This window comes from Phytobacter sp. V91, from assembly GCF_965644225.1.
Lineage (GTDB): Bacteria > Pseudomonadota > Gammaproteobacteria > Enterobacterales > Enterobacteriaceae > CBFFRJ01.
In genome coordinates this window covers 1-251 of sequence record NZ_CBFFRJ010000361.1, presented here as the reverse complement: position 1 = coordinate 251, position 251 = coordinate 1, and the positions used below count along the sequence as shown (strand labels likewise).

General features: G+C 36.7%; 1 protein-coding gene. It reads right to left on the bottom strand.

Annotation, left to right across the window (positions count from 1 at the left end; genetic code table 11):
* On the bottom strand, positions 1–100 hold a 100-nt coding region (locus tag ACSZO4_RS26010), incomplete at its 3' end, for a prepilin-type N-terminal cleavage/methylation domain-containing protein (protein ID WP_437891952.1).
* Positions 101–251 lie beyond the last annotated feature (151 nt).

The window sequence follows — 251 nt, the reverse complement described above, 5'->3', positions numbered from 1 at the left end:
ATGCCCCGACGACCAGTGCTGCGACTATACCAAGTACAAGAAGTAATTCAAGTAAGGAAAATCCCTTTCTGTTCTTTTTGGTGATCACTGTTTTTTTCATTTTTATCTCCTGTTTTAATTAGACTTTAAACAAGAGATAAAGTTTTTATTGAATTAATCAAGAACGATGTCTTGATAAGGAAGGTGCGATTTAATCGGTGGGGTTCAGTGGAGTCCTTATCTGTATTAGCCTTACCTTAGCTGAGCTGTAT